Origin of the sequence: Bradyrhizobium sp. SZCCHNR1093, assembly GCF_032381175.1 — a bacterium.
Taxonomy (GTDB): domain Bacteria; phylum Pseudomonadota; class Alphaproteobacteria; order Rhizobiales; family Xanthobacteraceae; genus Bradyrhizobium.
In genome coordinates this window covers 29,330-47,521 of sequence record NZ_JAUHJJ010000007.1, presented here as the reverse complement: position 1 = coordinate 47,521, position 18,192 = coordinate 29,330, and the positions used below count along the sequence as shown (strand labels likewise).

16 protein-coding genes are annotated in these 18,192 nt (G+C 66.8%); 3 read left to right on the top strand and 13 right to left on the bottom strand.

The window, feature by feature from the left end:
* Nucleotides 1-13: 13 nt before the first annotated feature.
* The 4 genes from QX070_RS22020 to QX070_RS22005 all read right to left on the bottom strand — a co-directional run bounded on the left by QX070_RS22020 (nucleotide 14) and on the right by QX070_RS22005 (nucleotide 3,670).
* Nucleotides 14-355, bottom strand: a complete 342-nt coding sequence (locus QX070_RS22020; protein ID WP_315739188.1) for an MAPEG family protein — start codon at nucleotides 353-355, stop codon at nucleotides 14-16.
* A gap of 139 nt (nucleotides 356-494) precedes the next feature.
* Nucleotides 495-1,517 (bottom strand): NADP-dependent oxidoreductase, encoded by a 1,023-nt coding sequence (locus QX070_RS22015; RefSeq protein ID WP_315739187.1) that lies wholly within the window; start codon nucleotides 1,515-1,517, stop codon nucleotides 495-497.
* A 155-nt stretch (nucleotides 1,518-1,672) separates the two neighbouring features.
* Nucleotides 1,673-3,160, bottom strand: coding sequence for an IMP dehydrogenase (gene guaB, locus QX070_RS22010; protein WP_315739185.1), 1,488 nt, complete (start codon nucleotides 3,158-3,160; stop codon nucleotides 1,673-1,675).
* A gap of 261 nt (nucleotides 3,161-3,421) precedes the next feature.
* Entirely contained in the window at nucleotides 3,422-3,670 is a 249-nt protein-coding gene (locus QX070_RS22005) for a hypothetical protein (protein ID WP_315739184.1), read from the bottom strand.
* Nucleotides 3,671-3,806: 136 nt separating this feature from the next.
* On the opposite strand from QX070_RS22005, the gene QX070_RS22000 reads away from it, so the two are divergent.
* On the top strand, nucleotides 3,807-5,294 hold the full coding sequence (locus tag QX070_RS22000) for an MDR family MFS transporter (RefSeq protein ID WP_315739183.1): 1,488 nt from the start codon (nucleotides 3,807-3,809) through the stop codon (nucleotides 5,292-5,294).
* 14 nt (nucleotides 5,295-5,308) lie between these two features.
* On the opposite strand, the gene QX070_RS21995 is transcribed toward QX070_RS22000, so the two are convergent.
* Entirely contained in the window at nucleotides 5,309-6,499 is a 1,191-nt protein-coding gene (locus tag QX070_RS21995; RefSeq protein ID WP_315739182.1) for a sialate O-acetylesterase, read from the bottom strand.
* A gap of 348 nt (nucleotides 6,500-6,847) precedes the next feature.
* Here QX070_RS21995 and QX070_RS21990 point away from each other — a divergent pair, with 348 nt between their 5' ends.
* Nucleotides 6,848-8,272, top strand: coding sequence for an O-antigen ligase domain-containing protein (locus QX070_RS21990; RefSeq protein ID WP_315739181.1), 1,425 nt, complete (start codon nucleotides 6,848-6,850; stop codon nucleotides 8,270-8,272).
* Here QX070_RS21990 and QX070_RS21985 read toward each other — a convergent pair.
* The 8 genes from QX070_RS21985 to QX070_RS21950 form a co-directional block, all read right to left on the bottom strand.
* Nucleotides 8,257-9,315 (bottom strand): acyltransferase, encoded by a 1,059-nt coding sequence (locus tag QX070_RS21985; RefSeq protein WP_315739180.1) that lies wholly within the window; start codon nucleotides 9,313-9,315, stop codon nucleotides 8,257-8,259. The two genes, QX070_RS21990 and QX070_RS21985, sit on opposite strands and share 16 nt — an antisense overlap.
* 234 nt (nucleotides 9,316-9,549) lie before the next feature.
* Nucleotides 9,550-11,049: a tripartite tricarboxylate transporter permease gene (locus QX070_RS21980; protein ID WP_315739179.1), complete on the bottom strand. Its 1,500-nt coding sequence runs from the start codon at nucleotides 11,047-11,049 to the stop codon at nucleotides 9,550-9,552.
* Nucleotides 11,049-11,543, bottom strand: coding sequence for a tripartite tricarboxylate transporter TctB family protein (locus QX070_RS21975; RefSeq protein WP_315739177.1), 495 nt, complete (start codon nucleotides 11,541-11,543; stop codon nucleotides 11,049-11,051). Before QX070_RS21975 ends, QX070_RS21980 begins: the two co-directional genes overlap by 1 nt.
* Nucleotides 11,540-12,508, bottom strand: a complete 969-nt coding sequence (locus tag QX070_RS21970) for a Bug family tripartite tricarboxylate transporter substrate binding protein (protein WP_315739176.1) — start codon at nucleotides 12,506-12,508, stop codon at nucleotides 11,540-11,542. The genes QX070_RS21975 and QX070_RS21970 overlap by 4 nt, the downstream gene beginning before the upstream one ends.
* Before the next feature lie 168 nt (nucleotides 12,509-12,676).
* Nucleotides 12,677-13,036 (bottom strand): hypothetical protein, encoded by a 360-nt coding sequence (locus QX070_RS21965; RefSeq protein ID WP_315739174.1) that lies wholly within the window; start codon nucleotides 13,034-13,036, stop codon nucleotides 12,677-12,679.
* Nucleotides 13,037-13,117: 81 nt separating this feature from the next.
* Nucleotides 13,118-13,396, bottom strand: a complete 279-nt coding sequence (locus tag QX070_RS21960) for a DUF3551 domain-containing protein (protein ID WP_315739173.1) — start codon at nucleotides 13,394-13,396, stop codon at nucleotides 13,118-13,120.
* A 100-nt stretch (nucleotides 13,397-13,496) separates the two neighbouring features.
* Entirely contained in the window at nucleotides 13,497-14,192 is a 696-nt protein-coding gene (locus QX070_RS21955) for an RlmE family RNA methyltransferase (RefSeq protein ID WP_315739172.1), read from the bottom strand.
* 236 nt (nucleotides 14,193-14,428) lie between these two features.
* Nucleotides 14,429-15,502, bottom strand: a complete 1,074-nt coding sequence (locus QX070_RS21950) for a Ppx/GppA phosphatase family protein (RefSeq protein ID WP_315739171.1) — start codon at nucleotides 15,500-15,502, stop codon at nucleotides 14,429-14,431.
* 200 nt (nucleotides 15,503-15,702) lie between these two features.
* Between QX070_RS21950 and QX070_RS21945 the strand changes: the two genes are divergently transcribed.
* Nucleotides 15,703-18,078 carry a xanthine dehydrogenase family protein molybdopterin-binding subunit gene (locus QX070_RS21945; protein WP_315739169.1) on the top strand — a complete coding sequence of 792 codons (2,376 nt, stop codon included), beginning with the start codon at nucleotides 15,703-15,705 and terminating at the stop codon, nucleotides 18,076-18,078.
* Nucleotides 18,079-18,192 lie beyond the last annotated feature (114 nt).

Here is an 18,192-nt window from a genome sequence, read left to right as displayed (position 1 = left end):
TCAGGGTCCAGTTCTAGATCAGGAGAAGGATCTTGAGGGCGAAATACAGCCACATCGCCAGCAGCACCAGCGCCGAGGCGGTCCAGGCGAGCCCGCGCTGGCGGCTGTCCTTGGCGCCGCTGACGAGACCGGCATTGACGAAGCGGGTCACCACGAACACCCAGGACAGCAGCACGATCACCAGATCGGCGTGGCGCAGCGGCAGCGCAATGGCGATCAGGGCGTAGAACAGGGTCGGCAGGCCGAATTCGTCGGCGGCGTCAGTGGCTTGCGCCCGCGTCCTGTTCCAGAACAGCAGCGCGAAGGTGAGCCCGACCTCGACGAAGACGGGCAGCAGCACCATGGTCAGCGACATGAGAATCCCCCTCACGAATGTCGAAGGCCCGGCGCGATGCCGGGCCCTCGTGGATGAACCGGTTCCCTCAGGACTCCCGAAAAGCGTCCATGGTTCCCATGTTTTTGCGGAGAGGCTGAAGAATCACATCAAGTGTGGCTCAGGCCTTGTCCGGCCCGACCCGCACCAGCTGCTTGCCGAAATTGGCACCTTTCAGCAGGCCCATGAACGCTGACGGCGCGTTCTCCAGGCCCTCGGTGACGAACTCCTTGTACTTGACCTTGCCGTCGCGGACCCAGGCCGACATGTCCTTGAGGAAGTCGCCATGGCGGGAGGCGAAATCGGAGACGATGAAGCCGCGGATGGTGAGCCGCTTGGTCAGCACGTTGCGCATCAGGGCGCCGGCCCATTTCGGCGCCACCGACTGGGTGTCGTTGTAATGGGCGATCAGGCCGCAGACGGGCATGCGGGCGAAGGCGTTGAACAGCGGGAACACCGCCTCGAACACCGGGCCGCCGACATTCTCGAAATAGACGTCGATGCCTTTCGGGCAGGCTTCCTTGAGCTTGGCGGCGAGATCGGGATCGCGATGGTCGAGGCAGTCGTCGAAGCCGAACTCGGATCGAACGTAGTCGCATTTGTCCTTGCCGCCGGCGATGCCGATGGCGCGGGCGCCCTTGATCCTGGCGATCTGGCCGACGGCCGAGCCGACCGCGCCGGACGCCGCGGCGACCACCACCGTCTCGCCCGGCTTGGGCTGGCCGATGTCGAGCAGGCCGGTATAGGCCGTCATGCCGGGCATGCCGAGCACGCCGACCGCGGTCGAGATCGGCGCCAGCTTGGGGTCGACCTTGGCCAGCCCCTTGCCGTCGGAGATCGCATGCGTCTGCCAGCCGGCGCGCGCCAGCACGATGTCGCCGGCCTTGAAGCCGGGATTGTTGGAGGCCACGACTTCGCACACGGTGCCCGCTTCCATCACGCCGCCGACCGGCACCGGCTGGGCATAAGACGGCCCGTCGCTCATGCGCCCGCGCATGTACGGATCGAGCGACAGCCAGATCGTGCGCAGCAGCACCTCGCCAGCACCGGGCGTCGGGACGGCGTGCTCCTCGAGACGGAAGTCGGTCGGCTTGGGCTCGCCGACGGGACGTGCGGCGAGAACGATGCGCTTGGCTTGGGACATGGGATGTTTCCTCTTTTGTTGGTTGTGACGGTCGATGCTGGTAGCCCCACGGGCGCCGTCATTGCGAGAAGCGAAGCGACGAAGCAATCCAGGGCTTCACGCGCCGCCCTGGATTGCTTCGCTTCGCTCGCAATGACGGAGAGAGCAAGCGTCGCTTACACCCCGCCCGGATAGTTCGGGCTTTCGCGCGTGATCGTCACGTCATGCACGTGGCTTTCGCGCAGGCCCGCGCCGGTGATGCGGACGAACTCGGACTTGGAGTGAAACTCGCCGAGATCCTTGGCGCCGACATAGCCCATGGCGGCACGGAGGCCGCCGGCGAGCTGGTGCATGACGTTGCCCACCGGGCCCTTGTACGGCACCTGGCCCTCGATGCCTTCCGGCACGAGCTTGAGCGTGTCCTTGATGTCCTGCTGGAAGTAGCGGTCGGCCGAGCCGCGCGCCATGGCGCCGACCGAGCCCATGCCGCGATAGGCCTTGTAGGAGCGGCCCTGCCACAGGAACACTTCGCCGGGGGTCTCGTCGGTGCCGGCAAGCAGCGAGCCGACCATGGCGACGTCGGCACCGGCGGCAAGCGCCTTGGCGAGATCGCCGGAGAACTTGATGCCGCCGTCGGCGATGACAGGCACATCGGCCTTCTTGGCCGCCTCGACCGCATCCATGATCGCGGTGAGCTGCGGCACGCCGACGCCGGCGACGATGCGGGTGGTGCAGATCGAGCCCGGGCCGATGCCGACCTTGACGGCGTCAGCGCCGGCATCGATCAGCGCCTGCGCGCCGTCGCGGGTGGCGATGTTGCCGGCGATCACCTGCACGGCGTTGGAGATGCGCTTGATGCGGTTGACCGCCTCGAGCACGCGCGAGGAATGACCGTGCGCGGTGTCGACCACGATGAGGTCGACGCCGGCCTCGATCAGCCGCTCGGTGCGCTCGAAGCCGCCCTCGCCGACCGTCGTCGCCGCGGCCACGCGCAGCCGGCCCTGGCCGTCCTTGCAGGCGAGCGGATGCGCGACCGCCTTCTCCATGTCCTTGACGGTGATCAGGCCGACGCAGCGGTACTGATCGTCGACGACCAGCAGCTTCTCGATGCGGTGCTTGTGCAGGATCTTCTTGGCCTCGTCCTGGCCGACGCCCTCGCGCACGGTGACGAGGTTCTCGTGCGTCATCAGCTCGGAGATCTTCTGGCGCGGATCGGTGGCGAAGCGCACGTCACGATTGGTGAGAATGCCGACCAGCTTGCCCGGAATGCCCTTGCCGCCGCCGGTGACCACCGGGATGCCGGAGAAGCCGTAATCCTTCATCAGCGCCAGTGCGTCGGCGAGCGTCGCGTCGGGCGAGATGGTCAGCGGGTTGACCACCATGCCGGATTCGAACTTCTTGACCTGGCGCACCTGGGCGGCCTGGCCCTCGGGATCGAAATTGCGGTGGATGACCCCGACACCGCCGGCCTGCGCCATGGCGATCGCCATGCGCGCTTCGGTGACGGTATCCATGGCGGAGGCCATGATCGGAATGTTGAGCGGGATCTCGCGCGTCACGCGCGAGCGGATGTCGACCTCGGAGGGAAGCACATCGGAGAGGCCCGGCTTCAAGAGCACGTCGTCGAAGGTGAAGGCTTCGCGAAGTGTCTGGACGGTCGCCATCGTCAACTCCTTGTCTGCGGCCAAAACGGCCGCGATGCGGGTACGGATGAGCGACGCCGCCGTCGAGACCATGCCTCGCCGTCGAATCGGTGCCCATCGGTGGGGTTGACGCGGGTCGATAGCATGGGCCTGTGACGAATCAAAGGGCCGATCCACCATCCTCCCGCGATTGCGAAGAACGGCCCAGACGTGCCCTGATCAGGTCCGAAACGCGCAACAAAAGGTCGCGAAGACCTCGATTCCGGAGCAGAAGTTCCGCGTTCAGCGCCATGCGCCCGGCGGCGGCCCGTAGCGGCGGATGGCCTCGACCACCTCCCGGTGCCGCCGGTCCTCCCGCCGCATGTGCACGGCGATCAGCGCGTGAGCCGAGGGCACCAGCAGCAGCACGTGGAAGAACAGGCCGAGGACCAGGCACACCACGCAGAGCAGCAAGTTGAACACCGCCGCAAACGGCTGCCCGTTGAGCAGCAGGCCCAGCGGCGGCACCAGAGCGGCGAGCAGGTAGATCATCGGCACATCTCCAAGAAGCGGGGACGCGACAGCGTCGCGCTGCATTTAGGGGGCCATGCCAGCAGCGCAATGGCCTCGTTCGTCGCAGGGTGTTAAAGCCGCACCGCCCGCCTGCCCTCCCCGCCGCCGACCTCCGATGAACAAGCAACGCGTCATTCCGCTGATCGTCGCCACCGCCCTGTTCATGGAGAACATGGACTCTACGGTGATCGCGACCTCGCTGCCGGCGATCGCCAGGGACATCGGCACCAGCCCGCTGACCTTGAAGCTCGCCATCACCTCCTATCTGCTGTCGCTGGCGGTGTTCATCCCGGCCAGCGGCTGGACCGCCGACCGCTTCGGCGCGCGACGCGTGTTCTCCAGCGCGGTCGCCGTGTTCATGATCGGCTCGATCGGCTGCGCCTTTGCCAACTCGGTCGAGAACTTCGTGTTCGCCCGCATCCTGCAGGGCATGGGCGGCGCGATGATGACGCCGGTCGGGCGTCTCGTTCTCTTGCGTTCCGTCGACAAGAGCGCGCTGGTCGGCGCGATGGCCTGGGTCACCATCCCCGCGCTGATCGGCCCGGTGATCGGGCCGCCGGTCGGCGGCTTCATCACCACCTATTTCTCCTGGCACTGGATCTTCCTGATCAACATCCCGATCGGCATCGTCGGCATCATCATGGCGCTGCGCTTCATCGATCCGATCAAGAGCGAGAACCCCGAGCCGTTCGATCTCTATGGCATGGTGCTGGCCGGCATCGGCCTCGCCGGTCTCGCCTTCGGCCTCTCCGTCGCCGGCCTCAATTTGCTGCCATGGTCGGTGGTCGGCAGTCTCGTCGCGATCGGCGCGATCTCGATGACGCTCTATATCCGCCACTCCTGGCGGACCAACTCGCCGGTGCTCGACTTCTCGCTGCTGCGACTGCCGACCCTGCGCGCCTCGATCGTCGGCGGCTTCATGTTCCGGCTCGGCATCGGCGCCCTGCCTTTCCTGCTGCCGCTCTTGATGCAGCTCGGCTTCGGCCTGTCGCCATTCCAGTCCGGCCTCGTCACCTTCGGTTCCTCCGCCGGCGCGATGGGCATGAAGGCGCTGGCCGCGCGCCTCATCCGCGCCTTCGGCTTCCGCCATCTGATGACCGTCAATGCCGTCGTCAGTTCGGTCTTCCTCGCCGCCTGCGCGCTGTTTACGCCGGCGACGCCGCTGCTGCTGATCCTGATCATTCTCGTCGTCGGCGGCTTCTTCCGCTCGCTGCAGTTCACCGCGATCAACACCGTAGCCTATGCCGAGGTCGAGACTGCGCAGATGAGCCGCGCCACCACGCTCACCAGTGTCAACCAGCAGCTCGCGATCTCCGCCGGCGTCGCGGTCGGCGCGTTCTCGGTGGAGACCACGATGTGGATGCACGGGGCGAGCCAGCTCACCGCGTCGTCCTTCGCGCCCGCCTTCATTGTCGTCGCGATCACCTCGGCGCTGTCGTCGATCCTGTTCTGGCAGATGCCGGATGACGCCGGCAGCGAGATCTCAGGCCGCAAGGTGGCTGCGATCGCGAGCCGCAAGGGCGCCGAGAAGGGCGCGGAGAAGGCCGCCAGGAAATCGGCGAGCGAGACCACGCAGGACGTGCGGGATCAGCGGCTGGGGTAGCGACCGTTTTCCGGTCAAGGTCTCCTCGCGCCGGATTTCCAGAACTCGGCGAGGCGATCCGCCCACATCCGCGCGTGCAGCTCCGTGCCGGCACGGCTCATATGGCAGCCGTCATGGCGCAGCGTAAGCCCGATCTGATCCGTATCCGGGCCAGGATGGACGCCGAGCGCCGGGTTCGGCACCGCAGCCTGCGCCGAGCGTATGATCTCGTCGGGAACGCTGCCGCAAAGCGTCGCCGTGGCCACGAAGATCGGCGCCGTCACGTCGGCCGCCCGCAGGCCGGCGACGATCTCCAGATAGTTTCGCAAGTACGACAGCCGGCCCGCTTCCTTCATCTTCGGGGTGACTTGCAGATGCGTGCCGTCCTCCGCCCCGTTCGTCGAGAAGGCGAAGGCGTTGTGCTCGCCCTGATGCCAGAGCACCGCGCTTGGCTCGAGACCGGCGTCGCGCAGGCCGGCGATGGTTGCGAGCAGCACCTCGAAATACTTGCCGCCGCGGGCGCGCCACTCCTCGAGATAAGTCCCGCCGATCGCAACGGGTGCGATCACGACCGTCTTCGCCAGCCCGCGATCGATCAATTCGTCGCCCAGCCGGGTGGCGACGTTCTCGCCCCCGCCCGGCGTTCCCAGCAACGGATTGCGCGCCACGTAGCAGCGGCCGTCGAAGCGGTCGAAATTGTAGAACCGGTTGTGAGGCTGATAGAGCCGGCCACTCTGATCGGGCGCGCCGGTGTTGGAGATGTTCGACTGGCCCGCGGTCAGAAGCACCACCAGCCCCTCGCGCGGAATGGCGTCGCAGGCAATTGGCGTCGCCCTTGCACGCGCAGCCTCGTTGTCCCCCATGAGACAGCGCGAGGCGTTGCCGCCCGCGATGAAATCCGCGTCAGAACCGTACAGCGCAAGGGCAAGGTTGCGTCCCTGCAGCAGGCTCTGCACCTCCGGGTCGCTGCTCGCGCCGTCGATACGACGGTCGATGTCGGCAAAGGCGGCGCGCCGCGTGCGTACCTGCTCCAGCAGCGCCAGGAAGCCTGGGCGGGTCGAGATCGGTCCGACGGCGCAGGGAACGCAATTGCCGTCGCGTGTCCTGGCCGCGGTGGTCGGCTGGCAGACGTCGCGGGCCGGCAGCACCTCCGCGGCGCCGGCCGTGGCAGCGAACGAGGCGAACCACGCTGCGACAAGTACGACGATTGATACACGCAGGTTCATGTTCCAGTCACTCTTCGTCGCCAACCTTGGATATCACCTCTGTTCCAGAGCTTGCATATGACTTCCAGCCGTTCCGGGCCTCATGGTTCGAGACGCGCCGCAAGCGGCGCTCCTCACCATGAGGGGCTTGGATTGCGCTCCGAACACAGACCTCGTCCTGAGGAGCGCGCCCCTTGGCGCGCGTCTCAAAGGACGGCCACAGGGCGCACTCCCGTTGGTGTCATCCATGTGAAAGCAGCCCCGCGTTCGTGCGGAAGAACCGAGGAGCGCCAATCTCGTTATGCACGCCGGCACCGCCCTGTTTTGTGGATACGGCGCGAGCCGCCTTTTCCATTATAGTCCGCCTCCATGAAGGAGAGCCGAATCGATGCACGGCCGCTCGCCACCCTGGCGACGGACTGTTGGGCAACCGCGCTTCTGCTCGCGGCGACGGTGCTCGCCGTGCCCGCACTCGGCGGCCTTGTCAGGCCGGCCTTCGTGCTCGGCTGCGCGGTCGCCGGCTGGTTCGCGTGGCGTCGCAGCCCCGAAGCCCACGTTCAGTCGGCGATCCTGATGTTCGCCTTCGCTCCTTTCGTGCGCCGCCTGGTCGACATCTCCGCAGGATTCGATTCGTCCGGCATCATGTTGAGTGGCCCCCTGCTGTTCATCATCGCGCCAGTTCCGAGTCTGGCACTCTCGCCCTCGGACAAGGACAGGCCGGGCAATCCCTGGCTCGTGGCGCCGCTCATCATCCTCGCCTGCATCGTCTATGGCGGCGCGCTGTCGATCTTCCAGAACGACTGGTTCAACGCCGCCAATGGCGGAATGAAATGGACCGCGCCCGTACTCTATGCGATCGCCCTGCAGCAGCGGGCGCAATCCGACGGCGCCCTGCTCGATGCCATCACGCGCGTGTTCCTGCTGGTGCTGCCGCTCACCGGCCTCTACGGCATCTGGCAATATGTCGATCCGCAAGGCTGGGATCGGTTCTGGATGGTGAACGCCAGCATCACCTCGGCCGGCTATCCGCTGCCCTACATGGTGCGCGTGTTCAGCACGATGAACGGCCCGGCCAGCTACGCGACCTTCACGGCCACGGGCCTGCTGCTGGTGGGTTTCCTGCGCCCGGGATGGCTGGCACTGGCGGCGATGGCGCCCGCAGCGCTCGGCCTGTTGCTGTCGCTCTACCGCACCAGCTGGATCACGCTCGCGGTGGGCGTGCTGTTCTGCATGCTGTTCCCCTCGACGCGGCGTCGGGCCGTATCGATCACGGTCGGACTGGTCGGCGCGGTGATCGTCACCGTCATGTTCACGCCGTTCGCGGAGGTCATCACCTCCCGTCTGGAATCGCTCGGCAGCGTGTCGCAGGACAGTAGCGGCAGCGAGCGGCTGGATGAGTTCGTCACGCTGTGGAATGCACCGAACAGCATGGTCCTGGGATCGGGCTTCACCATCACGGACGTCGGCGTCGCCGGCGCGATGCCGATCGACGGGCAGATCATCGCAAGCTGGGTGACGATGGGCATTCCGGTCGGACTGATCTGCCTCGCGGCCTATGTCTGGGTTGGGCTCGCCGCCACCGGTGCCGCCTGGCGGATGCCGACGCGCGAGGGCGCCGTGCTCGGCGCGCTCGCCATCAGTGCGCTGCTGATCCAGCTGCCGCTGACCAGCATCTCCTCCGGCGAGGTCTCGGCGCTGTTCTGGATGCTCGTCGCCATGGCCTGTCCGCTCGACCAGATGGCCGGCGGCGCACGGCGCACCGTCGCCGCTCGGCAGCATCAGGCCGGCGCCTGATCGGACGTTGCAACGCGCGGCGCGATCACTGCGGCCTGCGACTTCCGGGAGGCCGGCGGTGCAAGCCCGAAGACCGGCAGCAGATGCAGCCGCTGCAGGATGGCATGCGCCATCAGAGGAAGCACGACACCGGCCGCCGTACCGGCCAACAGATAGACCCATGGCGATGGCGGGATGTGCAGCTTGAGCATGATGATGCGCATGCCCGACCCGCTGAGGATGTGCAGGACATAGATCGTCATCGACGCGACGCCTGCGGCCGCAAGCCAGCGATGGCTCGTTGGCGCGAGCAGCTTGCAGAGCCCGACCATGCCGGCGATCCCGAGCACACAGGCCGGCAGGGAGGCGAGCCCGTTGGCGTCCATGCCGGACAGCCGGCCGCCCAACGCCACTGCGGCCGCAAACGCGATCCCGATCACGGCCAACGCGGACCAGCCGAACGGCCGCCATTCCGCCACCGCGCTGACACCGTAGACGCCCGCGACGTAGAACGGCAGATGATGCAGGGTGAGCGCGAGGTCAGGCCGGATCGGCAGCGCGAGGAACACGCAGAGGCCGGCCAGCGCGAGCGTGATCAAGACCGTCCGCGACGGGACCAGCACCGCGATCACGTGGCAGATCATCAACGCGTAGAGGAACCAGAACTGCGCGATCGGACGATACCAGATCGCGGCGAGATCGCCGGGATGGATCGGGATGTTGGCATCCCGTGCCAGCAGCATCGTGATCCCGCCCTGGATCAACGACCACAGCACGTAGGGATAGGCGATGGTCCAGAGCTTGGACGTGAGGAAGGGACGCGCGCCGCGCCGCAAGCTGTGCTGCACATTCAAGCCGGCCAGAAAGAAGAACAGCGGCATGTGGAACGTGTAGAGCGTGTAGTCCATCCAGCGCGCGACGGCTCCATCCGGGAAGATGCCCGGGCGCACCAGACCGCCAAGCACGTGACCGTAGACCACCAGGATGACGCCGAGGCCGCGCGCGAAATCGATCCACGCCGTGCGCGCGGTGTCAGCCGTTGCCCTCTGCGTTCCAGCCTCCACGCCCGATATGTCCTACCCTGTCGCGCAGCCCGCGTCCGGTTTGCGATCCTGCGAAGTCAGCGCCGCATTCATCCAAGTCATAGCGCAGCCGGCTTTGCAGCGCCGTCGGCGCCTGCCAGGACATCGGGGGTATTCTCGCGTTAGTCTTAACCAACCGATAAGCCTCTGCCGGATGGCTGCGCCTACGCCGGGGATCGCGACCAGAGGTGGCGCGGTTCGGCTTGCGCGCCACACTCAATCCTCATTCGCCTTGAAGCGCCCGAGTCCCTTGAGGACGAACGGCGCGACGAGCGCAATCAGCGCGACCGCCAGCAGAGTGGCAGAGATCGGCGACTGCAGCAGGGTCATGGGATCGCCGAGGCTGATCGCGAGCGCCCGCCGCAACTGGCTCTCGGCGATCGGCCCGAGGATCAGCCCGACCACGACCGGCGCGATCGGGAAATCGAAGCGGCGCATCAGGAAGCCGAGCACGCCGAAGCCGGCCAGCATCGACAATTCGACCACGGACGGCTTTGCGGCGATCGTCCCCATCGTGGCGAACACGAGGATGCCGGCGTAGAGCCATGGCGTCGGGATCGCGAGCAGCTTCACCCACAGACCGACCAGCGGCAGGTTGAGCACCAGCAGCATCGTGTTGGCGATGAACAGGCTGGCGATCAGGCCCCAGACCAGGTCGGGCCGCTCGGCAAACAGCAGCGGGCCCGGATTGAGGCCATATTGCTGGAAGCCGGCGAGCATCATCGCGGCGGTCGCCGAGGTGGGCAGGCCGAGGGTCAGCAGCGGCACCAGCGTGCCCGCGGCGGAGGCGTTGTTGGCGGCCTCAGGACCGGCGACGCCCTCGATCGCGCCCTTGCCGAACTGATCGGGATATTTGGTCAGCCGTCGCTCGGTCGAATAGGACAGGAAGGTGGGGATCTCCGCCCCACCGGCCGGCAGCGCGCCAATCGGAAAGCCGAACATCGTGCCGCGCAGCCACGGCTTCCACGACCGCTTCCAATCCTCGCGCGTCATCCACAGCGAGCCCTTGATGGCCTCGATCTTCTCCTCGCTATGGTGCCGGCGCGAGGCGACGTAGAGCGCCTCGCCGACCGCGAACAGGCCGACCGCCAAGGTCGTCACCTCGACGCCATCGAGCAGTTCCGGCACGCCGAAGGCGAGCCGCGCCTGTCCCGTCAGTTTGTCGATGCCGATCAGGCCGAGCGTCAGGCCGATGAACAGGCTGGTGAGGCCGCGGATCGGTGAATCGCCGAACGTCGCGGACACCGTGACGAAGGCGACGCACATCAGCGCGAAGTAGTCCTCCGGCCCGAAGCGCACGGCGATGTCGACGAGATACGGCGACAGAAACGCGAGTCCGATGGTGGCGATGGTGCCCGCGACGAACGAGCCGATTGCCGCCGTCGCCAGCGCCGGGCCGCCGCGGCCGGCCTTGGCCATCTTGTTGCCCTCGAGCGCGGTCGCCATCGAGGCGCTCTCGCCGGGGGTGTTGATCAGGATCGCGGTGGTCGATCCGCCATACATGCCGCCATAATAGATGCCGGCGAACATGATCAGCGAACCGCCGGGATCGAGCTTGTAGGTCACCGGCAGCAGCAGCGCGACGGTGAGCGCCGGCCCGATGCCCGGCAGCACGCCGACGGCGGTGCCGAGGAACACGCCGACCAGCGCATAGAGCAGGTTCATGGGCTGGACGGCGATCGCCATCCCATGCGCGAGCGCGGCAAAGGTGTCCATCAGAGCAGTCTTTCGAGCGGACCGGCGGGAAGGCTCAGGGTGAGGAGGCGGTCGAATGCGAGATAGATCAGCGTCGTCAGCACCGCGCCGATGACGAGATCGGTGACGAAGGCGCGCCGGCCGAACGCGGCCGACGTCGTCACGAACAGCGCGGTGGTCGCCAGGATGAAGCCGCCACCGAACCCGATGATCGCGATCAAGAGCGCAAGGCCTGCGAGGATCAACAGCACCGCCATCGGATCGGAGCTCTCGCGCGGCGGCAGGTTGCCTCTGAGGGCATCGATCAGATTGGCCAGTGCAAGAATGCCGAGCCCGATCGCGATCACGACCGGCATGACCTGCGGGCCCATGCCGTACATCGTGGTCGCCGGGATCTGATTGGCGTCATAGACAAGCACGAGCGCGACAGCCGCCAGCAGCGCCGCAATGACGATGCCGGCCTTGTCGACGCCACCCGAGGCGGGTGTCTCGGTGCCGGCACTCTCCGTCGTCATGACTTGACGAGGCCGACCGACTTCAACACGTCGGTGACGCGGACGTTCTCCTTTTTCAGGAAGTCGGCGAACGCATCACCCGGAAGATAGGCGTCATCCCAGCCTTTCTGCTTCAAGATCTCCTTCCACGCATCCGACTTCACCATCTTCTCGACGGCCTCGCTGAGCACCTTCTTCTGCTCCGGCGTGATGCCGGGCGCCGCGACCACCGAGCGCCAATTGGCGAGCACGAGGTCGATGCCCTGCTCCTTGAAGGTCGGGATGTCGACCCCTGGAATGCGTTTCTCCGAGGACACACCGATGGCGCGCAGCTTGCCGCTCTTGATCTGCCCGTCGTATTCCGACAGGCCGGAAATGCCCGCCGTGACCTTGCCGCCGAGGATCGCCGCCAGCGACTCGCCGCCGCCCGAGAACGGGATGTAGTTGACCTTCTTGGCGTCGGCGCCGACGGCGCCGGCGAACAGCGCCGCCATCACGTGATCGACGCCGCCGGCCGAGCCGCCGGCGAAGGTGACCTTGGCGATGTCGGCCTTCAGCGCCGCGGCGAGATCCTGCGCCGTCTTGATCGGCGAGTTCGCGGGCACGACGATGACCTGGATCTCCTCGGTCAGCCGCGCGATCGGCGTCACCTGCTCCAATGTCACCGGCGACTTGTTCATGGCGAGCGCGCCGACCATGACGAAGCCGTTGACCATCAGCTGGTTGCCGTCGCCCTTGGCGCCGTTGACGAACTGCGCGATGCCGACGGTGCCGCCGGCGCCAGCGACGTTGGTCACCTGGACGCTGCGTGCCACGCCCGACGCCACGAAGGCCTGCTGCATGGCCCGCGCGGTCTGGTCCCAGCCGCCGCCGGGCGCGGCAGGCGCCATCACCTTCAGCTCGAGCTGCTGGGCGAAGGCCGGAGCACCGGCAAGGAAGGTCAAAGCGACGACGGCGCCGAACAGGCGCGTACAGAACGAATTCAAAGCGGTCCTCCACGGTCGGCCGAACGAACGGCTCGCGTTTCTTCTCTTGCCCCTCACGAGCGGCATTTCAGCGGGAAATGCGGCCTCTGTCCAGACGGGATTGCTCGCGCCGTCGCCCGCGTTGCAGCAGCAGCCCTGGGAGGACGAGACGGTTGTGGGAGGAGCGGCCTAACCGCAAGTCCAGACCATCCCCACTGGCGTCCGCGTCCAGCACGGGCCGAAGCTGCCGCCATTGTAATGGCCGCGATAGAAGCCTGGCTGGCCGAAATAATGCCACTCGCCGTTGTAGAGCATGTATTTCGGCGTGCCGTCGATATACCAATGGCGGCGGCTGCCGCGCGGCCCGTTGCGCATGGCCTCCTTGTCGGCATAGAGCGGCAAGCTGTTGTTGGGCGGCTGCTTGTAGCCGGGCAGGAAGCCATAGCCCTGCCAGCGGTGCGCCTTGCGCTTGTGCGACGGCGCGGCGGTCGCGATCGCGGGGACCAGCAGCAGAAGCATCACGATCGCGACGATGAAACGATGCGGCATCACGGCAGCCCGATGGGTACGAGGGTCTCGAATCTTCAGTTCGATTGCGGCACGGCAACGGCCGTTCCGTCATGAAATGTTTCAGCGATGCCGCCGATGCGCGCGGCGCGGCGGAGGCGACGGCGGGGCGTAGAAGGGATTGAGATCGCACATCGCCGCACGGCCCGACGCCGTCGCGCGACATTGCGGCAGCGACGTATAGCTGCAGTCGATCCACTCGCCACCGCCAAACCGGCCGCCTTCATAGACCTTCATGCACACGGGATAGCGCGGATCGTAGGCCTGGGCGTGAGCCGGCCCCGATATGGCCGAGCCCACCATCAAAGCGACCGCGACAGCGCTGCAGGTCAGGACACGCATTTCGGGACCTCCGGAACGGGTCTCGTCGGCCCAAGCCGATTCCCGAGACCTCGTTGCATCTGCTCTGTATCGCCGGCGCTGGCCGGTCGCAATGACGCCGTTACAGCAGGTCGGCCTGCTCTCCGCCGCGGAACCCCATCGCCAGCACGTAGCGCTCCGACGAATCCTGCCGGCTCGCCGCCGGCTTGACGTGGCGGACGCTGGCGTAATCGCGCTTGAGCTGCGCCATCAAGTCGGCATCGGCGCCGCTCTGGAACGTCTTGGCGAGAAAGCTGCCGCCCGGTTTGAGCACCTCGCTGGCGAAATGCGCGGCGAGTTCGACGAGACCGACGATGCGCAGCTGGTCGGTCTTGCGGTGGCCGGTGGTGTTGGCCGCCATGTCCGACATCACCACGTCGGCACGCCCGCCGAGCATCGCGCGAAGCTTTTCCGGCGCGTCCTGGGCGTGGAAATCGAGCTGGGTGAAGGTGACGCCGGGGATCTCGCCCATCTCCAGCAGATCAATCGCGATCACCTTGCCCTTCCCGGCTTCGGCCCCGACCCGACGCGCCGCGATCTGGCTCCAGCCGCCGGGTGCGGCGCCGAGATCGACCACCGTCATGCCGGGCTTGAGCAGCCGGTATTTGTCATCGATCTCGAGCAGCTTGTAGGCCGCGCGCGAGCGATAGCCGTCGCGCTTAGCCTGGACGACATAGGGATCGTTGAGCTGGCGCTCCAGCCAGAGCTTCGAGGACAGCTTGCGCTTGCCTCCGGTCTTGACCTGCACATGCATGCGGCCGGTCGTGTCTTTTGCCATGTGTTTCTCGGTCGTCGTGACCAGACGCGGGAGGCGAAAATCCGTCCATGCTCGAGGTCTGGCGGAACTACAAAGGTCACCCTCCCCTGGAGGGGGAGGGTCGATCGGGAGCGAAGCGAGCGATCGGGGTGGGGTGAGCCACACGAAGACTGCTCGTGGAACTCACCCCACCCCGTCTCACATTGCGCTGCGCTCCATGTGAGACGACCCTCCCCCTCCAGGGGAGGGTAAAGTCGCTACGCCGTGCGCAGCGCACCGTCTTCGCGCATCATCTCGACCAGCATGCCCTCGCGCAGGCCGCGATCGGCGACGCGCAGCCGCGGCAACGGAAACGCCAGGCGAATCGCGTCGAGAATGGCGCAGCCCGCGAGCACGAGGTCGGCACGGTCGATGCTGATGCAGTTGTTCTCGGCGCGCTCCTGGTAGCTCATCGCCAGCAGCTTGGCGATCGTCGTCGTGATGTCGGCATCGTTGATCCAGATGCCATCGACCCGGCGCCGATCGTAACGCGCGAGGTTGAGATGAATGCCGCCGAGCGTCGTCACGGTGCCGGAGGTGCCGAGCAGGTGCATGCCGGAGAGGTCGCCGCCGTTCTCGGCCGCGAACGGCCCGACATGCTCGGCCACGGCCTCGACCATGGCGGCATAGATCTCCGGCGTCACGTCGCGGCCGCCGAAGCGTTCGGCCAGCGTCACGACGCCGAGCGGGATCGACATCCAGGCCTTGATCCTCGGCTCGGCGTTGCGGTCTGCCGGATCGCGCTCGATCCGCACCAGCTCGCTGGAGCCGCCGCCAATGTCGAACAGGATGGCCCCGCGCCCGCCTGGATCCAGTAGCGGCGCGCAGCCCTTGACGGCCAGCGCCGCCTCGGTCTCGCGGTCGATCACCTCGAGCTCGATGCCGGTCTCCGCCGCCACCCGGCTGCGGAACCCCTCCGCATTGGAGGCGGCGCGGCAGGCCTCGGTCGCGATCAGACGCAGGCGGCTGGCCTTCTTGGATTGGATCTTGTCCCGGCAGATGCTGAGCGCGGCGATGGCCCGATCCATCGCCGCATCGCTGATGCAGCCGGTGGTCGAGATGCCCTCGCCCAGCCGGACAATGCGCGAGAAGGAGTCGACCACGCGGAAACTGTCGCCCGAAGGACAGGCGATCAGGAGCCGGCAATTGTTGGTTCCGAGGTCCAGGGCCGCGTAGACGCTGCTGCCATTGCTGGCGCAGGAAGGCGTCGCGACGTCCAGACCCGGACGCAAGCCGGGCTCCAGGTTCCCGCGCGGCGTGGGACTCTCCCGCAGCCGCGTGTCATTGATCATTCAAATGTCTTTCCGCTGGCCGAACCGGCTCAGATGGAAGTTCTCTTTCGTGAGACATTATCAGTGGATAGCGCCGGCGCAACAGCCCCTCCGTCAGGCGTGATGCACCATTCCTAATCAACCGTTGTCCGGCCGCGGGCGCTGCACTATCTGGGAACAGCCCGCATTTGCGACCAATCCAGCCTCTTGGGTCCTCATTCATGCAAGATCACACCGTCCCGGCCTCCCTCGAAAACGCGATCGCGCTGCAGAAATTCGGCGTCGGGCAGCCGGTCCGGCGCAAGGAGGACGACACGCTGGTGCGCGGTCACGGCAAATATACCGACGATTTCAACCTGCCCGGCCAGGCCCATGCCTGGATCGTGCGCTCCAGCCACGCCCATGGCATCATCAAGAGGATCGACACCGCGGCCGCCAAGGCCATGCCCGGCGTGCTCGGGGTGTGGACTGGAGCCGACCTCGCCGGAGCCAACTATGGCCCGTTCACCTGCGGCCTGCCGCTGAAGGGCCGGGACGGCTCGCCGCTGCTGCAGACCAACCGGCCGGCGCTCGTCACCGACAAGGTGCGCTTCGTCGGCGACCCCGTCGCGTTCGTGGTGGCGGAGACCGCGGCCCAGGCCCGCGACGCGGCCGAGGCGGTCGAGGTCGATATCGAGCCCCTGCCCGCGGTCACCAATGCCGAGGAAGCCGCCAAGCCCGGCGCGCCGCAGCTCTATGACCATATCCCCAACAACGTCGCGCTCGATTATCATTACGGCGACACGGCCAAGATCGAAGAGGCCTTCGCCAAGGCCGCGCACGTCACCAAGCTCGACATCGTCAACACCCGCGTCGCCGTGGTGTCGATGGAGCCGCGCGTGGCGCTCGCCGCGTTCGACGGCAAGACCGAGCGCTTCACCTTGCAGGTGCCGACCCAGGGCGTGTCCGGCAACAAGGCGACGCTGGCCAAGATCCTCAACGTCGCACCGGACAAGGTCCGCATCCTCACCACCAATGTTGGTGGCTCGTTCGGGATGAAGAACGTCTCCTATCCTGAGTACGTCTGCATTCTGCACGCGGCGAAGCAGCTCGGCCGTCCCGTGAAGTGGCGCGACGAGCGCACCACCGCCTTCCTGTCCGACAGCCAGGGTCGCGACCAGATCATCCATGGCGAGCTGGCGCTCGACGCCGACGGCAAGTTCCTCGCTGTCAGGCTGTCCGGCTATGGCAATCTCGGCGCCTACATCATGGGCGTGGCGCCGCTGCCGCTGTCGCTCAACACCGGCAAGAACCTCGCCAGCGTCTACAAGACGCCGCTGCTGGGCGTCGACATCAAGACCGTGCTCACCAACGTCACCCTGATGGGCGCCTATCGCGGCGCCGGCCGCCCCGAGGCGAACTACTTCATGGAGCGGCTGATCGACACCGCCGCGCGCGAGATGGGCATCGACCGTCTCACCATCCGCAAGCGCAACTTCATCAAGCCGAGCCAGATGCCGTTCCCGGCCGCGTCGGGCGTGACCTACGACTCCGGCGACTTCGCCGCGGTGTTCGAGAAGGCGCTGCAGGTCTCCGACTACGCCGGCTTCGCCAAGCGCAAGCGCGAGAGCCGCAAGAACGGCAAGCTGCGCGGCATCGCGGTCGGCTCGTATCTCGAGGTGACCGCGCCGCCGTCGGGCGAGCTCGGCAAGATCACCTTCGACGCCGATGGCGGCGTGACCCTGACGACCGGCACGCTCGATTACGGCCAGGGCCACGCGACCCCGTTCTCGCAGGTCTTGTCGGCGCAGCTCGGCGTGCCCTTCGAGAAGATCAGGCTGGAGCAGAGCGATTCCGATCTCGTGCGGTTCGGCAACGGCACCGGCGGCTCGCGCTCGATCACCGCGACCGGCCAGGCAATCGTCGAGTCCTCGCAGCTCGTCATTGCCAAGGGCAAGCAGGCGGCGGCGCATCTGCTCGAAGCCTCGGAAGCCGACATCGAGTTCGCAGACGGCCAGTTCACCATCGCCGGCACCGACCGCAGCATCGACGTCATGGAGCTAGCGCGCCGCCTACGCGACGGCAAGATGCCCGAGGGCGTGCCGGCCTCGCTCGACGTCGACCACAACTCGACGGTCACGGAGTCGACCTTCCCCAATGGCTGCCACGTCTGCGAGGTCGAGATCGAGCCGGACACCGGCGTCGCGCAGATCGTCGCGTATACCGCAATCAACGACTTCGGCACGGTGATCAATCCGATGATCGTGGCCGGCCAGCTGCATGGCGGCGTCGCCCAGGGCATCGGCCAGGCGCTGATGGAGCATCTGCGCTACGACGAGAGCGGCCAGCCGATCACCGGCTCGCTGATGGACTACGCGCTGCCGCGCGCCTCCGACGTGCCGATGATGACGGTGGACAACCATCCGGTGCCCGCCAAGAGCAATCCCTTGGGCACCAAGGGCTGCGGCGAAGCCGGCTGCGCCGGCTCGATGGCGAGTGTGATCAATGCCGTGATCGACGCGCTGTCGGACTATGGCGTGAAGCACCTGGACATGCCGCTGACCACCGAGAAGCTCTGGCGCGCGATCCAGGACGGCAAGGCGAAGACCGCGGCGTAGCTGCTTCGCTGCGCTCGCGATGAGGCGAAAACATCTCATTGCTAAACGAAAAGCCCGTAGCCCGCACGAGCGCAGCGATATGCGGGGTCTCACGGGCCGTATCGGTGAACCCGG